Origin of the sequence: Microbispora hainanensis (genome assembly GCF_006874475.1) — a bacterium.
GTDB lineage: Bacteria > Actinomycetota > Actinomycetes > Streptosporangiales > Streptosporangiaceae > Microbispora > Microbispora hainanensis.
Genome location: NZ_VIRM01000009.1, coordinates 180,849 through 188,243, shown reverse-complemented (window position 1 = coordinate 188,243; position 7,395 = coordinate 180,849). Strand labels below are relative to the sequence as shown.

The following is a 7,395-nucleotide window of genomic DNA, read 5'->3' as shown; positions in this document are numbered from 1 at the left end:
AGGGAGGCGCGGCAGCTCCGCGCCCAGCATCAGCAGGCGGCCCGCACCCCCCACCGTCATCCCGGCGGCGGTGCGCAGCCAGGAGCGGGTGGAGGCATGCCCGTGCTGCTTGGCCTGCCCTGCTCGATGGACCCGGCCTACCCGGTCGGCCAGGGCGCAGGTGATCCGGTCGCGGGCGAACAGCAACTCCTCCGCCTCAGCCAGACAAGTGTCCACATCGTCGGGAAGCGGGACCAGCGCCAGCTCCTGCGCCACCTCACGAACAGACCCCACCACCACCCACGACGTCCGCACACGACCCCGACCACGGCCCAGGCCCCCCACGCCGGAAGCACCCGTGCCAGCGCCGTTCATGCCGGAGCCGTCCATGCCAGCGGCATTCGCACTGGCGGCAGCTCCACGGGCGGCGTTCGCGCCGTCGCTATCCGCGCCGTCGGCATTGGTGCAGGTGGCATCTGCGCCGTCGACAGCCCCACCGGCGGCATCCACGCCCGGGGCGTCCGTGCCTGGGGCGTCCGTGCCTGGGGCGTCCGTGCCTGGGGCGTCCGTGCTTGCGGCGCCGGGCTGCCGGTCATCAAGGCCGATGATCGGGAAGGGGGCCCGGGCGGATGAGCCGTCGGACGACCACAGCGGCGAATTGGCGATCAGACGGTCCCACCAGCCGTCATCAGCATCGTTCGAATGACGAAGGCGCTCAGGATCGATGTCGAACAGATCCATCACACCCCCCTCGCTTGATTCGAACTGATGTATGCATTCTCTCACACTGCGTGAGCGTGTCGCAACCGCGCGAAGCGAAGGGTTGGAGCCTCAGGTCAACCCCAAAAGGGCGTGCCGGCCGCCGGAGGAGATGCCCAAAGAGGCGGCGAAGGGGGGCCGCTCAGAAAGCGCGGAAGACACTACCCAGCAAGCGCCGAAAGCCCAGAAAACGGCGACGGCGCTGCTCGGAAAGTGTTCGAGATTCCGCCTGGTTACTGGCCCGTGAGGCGCAGGACGAGCTCGCGCAAATCCGCGACCGCCATGGATGGCGTTTCGTCGTGGGTCCATTCGCGGCCGTCGCGGTTGATCCAGGCGGTGTCCAATCCGGCCCTTCGACCGGCGATGACGTCCTCGACGGGGTCGTCGCCCACGTGGAGGACCTCGTACGCATCGAGACGCAGCCGATCCACCGTGAAGCGATAGATTTCGGGATCCGGCTTGTGCAATCCGCACTCGGCGGCGACCACCACCGTCTCGAAGAGACCGTCCAGCCCTACGCGGTGAGGGTGGGTGTTCCCGTTGGTGACGAGGGTGAGGCGATAGCGCGATCGCAGAGCCGCCAGACTGCCCGGCACGTCGTCGTAGGCATGTAGCCGCCCCCAGCGGGCTCGCATGTAAACGTCGTAGACGTCGCGCGCCAGCTTCGGATCGGCGTGGCCGCAGTGCGTCAGGGCCGCCTCGAAGGACGCCAGCCTGATCTTCTCCATGCTCTGACCGCGGTAGGCGTCGAGGCGGGCGACCGCATCACGCACTTCGCGCAACCATCGCGCGGTCACCGGCCCGTCCGGCCTGCCGATCCCCGACGCGCGAAGCAGGCGGGCGGCGTCCTCAAGTGCGAGGCTCATCGCGCTCTCGAAGTTCCAGAGAGTGCCGTCGCCGTCGAAGGTCAGAGCCCGATAGGCGCCGGACATGCCCGCTCCATCGTACGGCCGGTCACGTGCCGGTGCGTACGAAGGCGACCGCGTCCAGCGGGACGGCGCGGCCCTCGGGGTCGGTGAACGACACGTCCAGCCGTGCCCCGGTCCGCCGATCGAGGCGTTCCACCGTCGGTCCCGTGAGATGGGGCGCGTGGCGGTCCCCCCACTGCTGCAGCGCGCCGAGGATCAGGAGCGCGTCGCGGCCCGCGTCGGTCAGGTGGTACTCGTACCGGGTGCGGGCGCCGGTGTCGCGGTAGGGCCGCTTCTCGACCACGCCCGCGGAGGCGAGCGTCGCCAGCCGGGTGGTCAGCAGATTGGTGGCGATCCCCAGGCGCTGCTGGATGTCCGCGAAGCGGACGACTCCCGAGTGCAGCTCCCGCAGGATCAGCGGCGTCCACCGCTCTCCGAGGAGGGTCACCGCACGCTCGATGGAGCACGTCATCGAGTCGGGCAGTTCGGTGGTCGTCATCACGCGCCTCGCTCGCTTCGTCGCCTGTGGGATCCAGGCTAGCCCGAGGATGCTGACTTGCAAATCTAAAGTCAGCCGTCTAGCGTGGACGCGAAGTCGTCGAGAGATGGAGACAGAAATGAAGATCGAGGGATCGGTCGCGCTGGTCACGGGCGCGAACCGCGGACTGGGACGCCGGTTCGCAGCCGCGCTGCTGGAGCGTGGCGCCGCCAAGGTGTACGCCGCGGCGCGCAGGCCGGAGACGGTCGGCCTGCCGGGCGTGGTGCCGCTCGCCCTGGACATCACCGACCCCGCGTCCGTCAGGGCCGCCGCCGGGCATGCCCCCGACGTGGATCTCCTGATCAACAACGCCGGAGTCTCCACGGGCTCGCCGGCCCTCACCGGTGCGCTCGACGACATCCGCCTGGAGATGGAGACGCACTACTTCGGCACACTCGCCATGGCTCGTGAATTCGCCCCGATCCTGGGCCGAAACGGGGGCGGCGCGATCCTCAACGTGCTGTCGGTGCTGTCGTGGGTCGCCGTCTCCCCGCGGGTGGCCGCCTACTCCGCGGCCAAGGCGGCCGCGCTGCAGCTCACCAACAGTCTCCGCCTCGAACTGAAGGAGCAGGGCACGCTCGTCACGGCGCTGCACGTCGGATACATGGACACCGACATGGCCGCCCACGTCGAAGGACCGAAGGTCGACCCGGCGGACGTCGCCGCCCAGGCCCTTGAGGGGATCGAGCAGGGAGCCTTCGAGGTGATCGCCGACGACGTGAGCCGCCACGTGCGGTCCCTGCTGTCCGGCGACGTGGCCGGACTCTATCCGCAGCTGGCGTCCTGAACGGCGGGCACATGATCACACCCGTGCCGGGTAGGGGCGGGTGTCATGAAGAGGATCCTGCAGCTCGTCGTCACCCGCTGGCTGGCGCGTACGCCGATCGGGATGGTCGTGCTCGGCCTCGGCTGGCTGTTCCTGCGCAAGCGCCGGGCCCGCAGGCGGCAGCACCCCGCGAGCTCCCCGGTGCCTCGCGAGCCCGGACGCCGCTCGGGCGACCCGTACGCCCGGCGCGGCCCCGCCGCGAGCGACCGCCGGTGAGTCAGCCGAGCACCGCGGGCGTACGGAACGTCTGGCGGTAGACCAGGGGGGAGACCCCGACGGCGGCGTGGAGGTGCTGGCGGAGCGAGACCGCGCTGCCGAACCCGGCCTTCCTGGCGATCGCGTCGACCGGCAGGTCGGTGGTCTCCAGCAGGTGCCGGGCGTGCGCGATCCGCTGCCCGGCGAGCCACCTGGCCGGGCTGAGGCCGGTCTCCTCACGGAACCTGCGGGTGAACGTCCGCACGCTCATGCGGGCGTGCGCGGCCAGGGCGGCCAGGTTGACCGGCTCCTCCAGGTTTTCGAGCATCCACGCCCGGGTGGGCGCGGTAGTGGTCCCGACGGGATCGGGGAGCGGGCGCTCGATGTACTGGGCCTGCCCGCCCTCCCGGAACGGCGGGGTGACGCACCGGCGGGCGGTGCGGTTGGCCACCTCGCTGCCGTGGTCGCGCCGGATGACGTGCAGGCACAGGTCGATGCCCGCCGCCACGCCGGCCGAGGTGAGCACGTCGCCGTCGTCGATGAACAGCACGTCGGGGTCGAGCAGCACGCGGGGGAACAACGCGCTGAACTCCGCGGCGTTGCGCCAGTGGGTGGTGGCCGGCCGCCCGTCCAGCAGTCCGGTGGCGGCCAGCACGAAGGCGCCGGTGCAGATCGAGATGAGCCGGGCGCGCCCGGCGACGTCCCACAGCGCCGCGCGCACCTCCTCGTCGAGCGTGCCGTCCTCCAGCGGGGTCCCGCTGTGGATGCCCGGAACCACCACCGTGTCGGCCGTCGCGAGCACGCTCAGATCGTGGTCGGGGACAACGCTGTAGCCCGCCTGGCTCCGCACCGGGCGGCCGCCCGGGCTGCAGGTGACCACCTCGTAGAGCGGGCCGGGGTCGCAGGCGGCCCAGAACACCTGCCCGGGGACGCCCAGGTCGAGCGTGGCGAAGTCGTCCAAGGCCAGTACGGCGACGCGATGCACGGTTGGGGGCACGGTTGGGGGCACGGTTGGGGGCACGGTTGGGGACATGGCCCGATTCTTTCACATGTTGACCTCCCGGCCACTTTTCGCGAAAGCGGGCACGACGGGAGGATGCTCGCCATGAAGTCGCTGCATCGTGCGTGGATCGTCGCCGCCGTCGCCTTCGTCGCGATCATCGGGGCGGCCGGGTTCCGCGCCACGCCGGGTGTGCTGATCACGCCGCTGGAGGACGCCTTCGGCTGGTCGAGGGGCACGATCTCGCTCGCGGTCTCGGTGAACCTCATGCTGTACGGGCTGTGCGCGCCGTTCGCGGCGGCGCTCATGGACCGCTTCGGCATGCGCCGCGTCGTCGCCTGCGCCCTGCTGCTGGTGGCGGCCGGCAGCGGCCTGACCGTGTTCATGACCGCGAGCTGGCAGCTCATCGCGCTGTGGGGCGTCCTGGTGGGGCTCGGCACCGGCTCGATGGCGCTCGTCTTCGCCGCCACGCTGACCGACCGCTGGTTCGTACGGCACCGCGGCCTGGTCACCGGCGTGCTGACGGCCGGCGGCGCGACCGGGCAGCTGATCTTTCTGCCGGTGCTCGCGCACCTGACGGAGATGCAGGGGTGGCGGTGGGCCTCGCTCACCGTGGCGGCGGCCGCGCTCGCCGTCGTGCCCCTCGTGTGGTTCCTGCTCAGGGACACCCCCGAGGAGATCGGCCTGACGGCGCTGGGTGCGACCGAGCCGGTCGTACGCACGCCGGCAGTGCGTACGCCGGACGGGGGCGCCGCCGCGCGGGCCGTCCGCGTGCTGCGCGACGCCGCCCGCACCCGGCACTTCTGGTATCTCGCCGCCGGCTTCGCCATCTGCGGGGCGAGCACGAACGGCCTGGTGGGCACCCACTTCATCCCGGCCGCCCACGATCACGGCATGCCGGAGACCACCGCTGCCTCGCTGCTGGCCGTGATCGGGGTCTTCGACATCGCCGGCACCGTCTTCTCCGGCTGGCTGAGCGACCGGGTGGACCCGCGGCTCCTGCTCGCCGTCTACTACGCGCTGCGCGGGCTGTCGCTGCTGGTCCTGCCGCAGCTGTTCGCCGCCACGGCCGAGCCGAGCATGCTGGTCTTCATCGTCTTCTACGGCCTCGACTGGGTCGCCACCGTGCCGCCGACCGTCGCGCTGTGCCGGAAGATCTTCGGCACGGACGGTGCGGTGGTCTTCGGCTGGGTCTTCGCCTCCCACCAGATCGGCGCGGCCGTCGTCGCCACCGCGGCCGGGATCACCCGCGATCATCTGGGGAACTACGACCTGGCGTGGTACGGCGCGGGCGTGCTGTGCCTGCTCGCCGCGTTCATGTCGTCCCATATCGTCACGCGTGTCCGGGATGGCCGCGAAGCTGCGATCCTTGTCGGGTGACCGAACGCGTTCTTCCCCTGGTCGTACGCATCGAACGGGCCGCGCCGCCGCAGCGCACCGACGCGCTGGAGGCGGCGGCGACGGCTGTGGTGTGCCTGCTGGACCGTGCCGAGAACCGTGCCGAGAACCGTGCCGAGAACCGTGCCGAGAACCGTGCCGAAAACCGGGCCGAAAACCGGGCCGAGAACCGGGGCGAGAACTCCGCTGGGGACGCAGACGCCTGGTCCGACGCGGTCGCCGAGTGGCAGGACGGGCGGATCAGGAAGGTGGTCAGGCGGGCCCGCGGCGCCGAGTGGCGGCGGGCGCTCGCGCTGCCCGGCATCACCGTCGCCGTCCGCACGGCCGAGGTGCGGGTGCATCCTCCCGTGCCGCTCGACGACTGGCCGCGCGACCTCGCCCGGCTCCAGGTGTCGGGCACCGAGCTGACCGACGACGCCGCCCCGCCTGAGCCGGGTCCGGGCGACGTGGTGCTCTGGATCAACCCCGGGCTGGAGATGACCGCGGGCAAGGCGATGGCCCAGGCGGGCCATGGCGCCCAGTTCGCCTGGTGGGGCGCGGGCGAGGCGGATCGGGCGGTCTGGCGCGAGCGCGGCTTCGCCGTACGGGTCAGGACGGCCGACCCGGCCAGGTGGAACGCACTGGCCACGAGCGGGCTGCCGGTGGTCAGGGACGCCGGGTTCACGGAGATCGCGCCGGGCTCCGCGACGGTCGTGGCGGACGCTCCGTGGCTGCGGGTCGGCGTTCCCGAAGTGTGATGGGGAACGCGCCCGAAATATCGGGATATGCCGTACGCTCCCGTTCGTGTCACCTGGGGACAATGGGACGAAGGCCGTTCCTTCTTATGTAGCGGCCGAGGCCGAGACCACTCCATTACCGAAGATCACGGTCCCTGTGGCTGCGCCACCGGCGAGCTCGTCCAAGGGGCTCGGAGACCTGCCGATGCGGGTGGTCTACAGGGCGATCGCGGTCGCCGCGGGAGTCGTCGTCCTGGGCGCGGGCGCGACCGTCGTGCTGCTGAACCGGGACGACCCCGCGACCGCCGCGCCACAGAACTCCGCGGCCGTCGCCGTCCCCTCGGTCATATCGGCCTCGTCCGCGTCGAGCGCCGCCGCGGCACCGGCCGCGGGCGCGGCGGCCACGCCCGGTCTCAGTCCGCTGTCCAGTGCTGGGGCGAGCACGACGCCCAGTACGGCCAGCGCGGACGGTGAGGACGGTGCAGACGGTGAGGGCGCGGCCGATGCCGATGTCGCGCTGGCGGCGGCCCTCACGGACCCCCGCGTCCCCGCGCTGCCGAAGAAGGCCCACCGGCTCCGCAGCCTGCCCGGCCGGTCGGCCTCCACGCACGGCCTGATCAAGGACCGGCGCTCCGGCGTCGCCCTGCCCCGCTTCGCCGCGTCATGGGCGCTGGCCACGCCCGCGCCGTTCGCCTCCCGCCAGTTGCTGCCCAAGGTCAAGGGCGCGTCGTACCGCGGGATGCTGGTCTCCTGCCCCGTGCCGATCCCCGAGCAGAAGACGCTGCGCGACACCGCCTTCCTGGCCGCCCGGTGGACGCTGAACCACCACCCCTCGGGCGCGACGATCACCTGGACGGCCTCCCAGCCCATCAAGGCGGGCAAGCAGCAGGGCTGGCTGCTCGGCTACACCGTGCACTACACGCTCGAGGGCAAGAAGCGGGTCTCCGCCGCGGCCCTGGCCCTCGTGGACGTGCCGGAGAAGAAGCCCGCCGTCGTGTTCGTCACGATCCCCGACAGCCAGAAGAAGCGCTGGCACGACATCAACAAGGTGATGTCGTCCGTCAAGGCGCTCTGAC

8 protein-coding genes and 1 pseudogene are annotated in these 7,395 nt (G+C 71.6%); 5 read left to right on the top strand and 4 right to left on the bottom strand.

Features of this window, described 5'->3' with window-relative positions; translation table 11 throughout:
* From FLX08_RS10505 to FLX08_RS10495, 3 genes and pseudogenes are all read right to left on the bottom strand, one after another.
* Positions 1–720 (bottom strand): annotated as a pseudogene (locus FLX08_RS10505) (hypothetical protein); the annotation flags it as partial.
* 251 nt (positions 721–971) lie between these two features.
* A complete protein-coding gene (locus FLX08_RS10500; RefSeq protein WP_142618300.1) occupies positions 972–1,670 on the bottom strand; it encodes an HAD family hydrolase in 699 nt (232 codons plus the stop codon).
* Positions 1,671–1,692: 22 nt separating this feature from the next.
* Positions 1,693–2,145 carry a winged helix-turn-helix transcriptional regulator gene (locus FLX08_RS10495; RefSeq protein ID WP_142618298.1) on the bottom strand — a complete coding sequence of 151 codons (453 nt, stop codon included), beginning with the start codon at positions 2,143–2,145 and terminating at the stop codon, positions 1,693–1,695.
* A 118-nt stretch (positions 2,146–2,263) separates the two neighbouring features.
* On the opposite strand from FLX08_RS10495, the gene FLX08_RS10490 reads away from it, so the two are divergent.
* A complete protein-coding gene (locus FLX08_RS10490; RefSeq protein ID WP_142618296.1) occupies positions 2,264–2,971 on the top strand; it encodes an SDR family oxidoreductase in 708 nt (235 codons plus the stop codon).
* A 45-nt stretch (positions 2,972–3,016) separates the two neighbouring features.
* Positions 3,017–3,226 carry a DUF6203 family protein gene (locus FLX08_RS10485; protein WP_142618294.1) on the top strand — a complete coding sequence of 70 codons (210 nt, stop codon included), beginning with the start codon at positions 3,017–3,019 and terminating at the stop codon, positions 3,224–3,226.
* Position 3,227: 1 nt separating this feature from the next.
* Here FLX08_RS10485 and FLX08_RS10480 read toward each other — a convergent pair whose 3' ends face one another.
* On the bottom strand, positions 3,228–4,202 hold the full coding sequence (locus FLX08_RS10480) for a GlxA family transcriptional regulator (protein ID WP_341874321.1): 975 nt from the start codon (positions 4,200–4,202) through the stop codon (positions 3,228–3,230).
* A 108-nt stretch (positions 4,203–4,310) separates the two neighbouring features.
* Here FLX08_RS10480 and FLX08_RS10475 point away from each other — a divergent pair, with 108 nt between their 5' ends.
* From FLX08_RS10475 to FLX08_RS10465, 3 genes are all read left to right on the top strand, one after another.
* Positions 4,311–5,585 (top strand): MFS transporter, encoded by a 1,275-nt coding sequence (locus FLX08_RS10475; RefSeq protein WP_142618290.1) that lies wholly within the window; start codon positions 4,311–4,313, stop codon positions 5,583–5,585.
* Entirely contained in the window at positions 5,582–6,340 is a 759-nt protein-coding gene (locus tag FLX08_RS10470) for a peptidyl-tRNA hydrolase (protein ID WP_244312533.1), read from the top strand. Before FLX08_RS10475 ends, FLX08_RS10470 begins: the two co-directional genes overlap by 4 nt.
* 136 nt (positions 6,341–6,476) lie before the next feature.
* Positions 6,477–7,394, top strand: coding sequence for a hypothetical protein (locus FLX08_RS10465; protein WP_142618286.1), 918 nt, complete (start codon positions 6,477–6,479; stop codon positions 7,392–7,394).
* The last annotated feature ends 1 nt before the right edge of the window (position 7,395 follow it).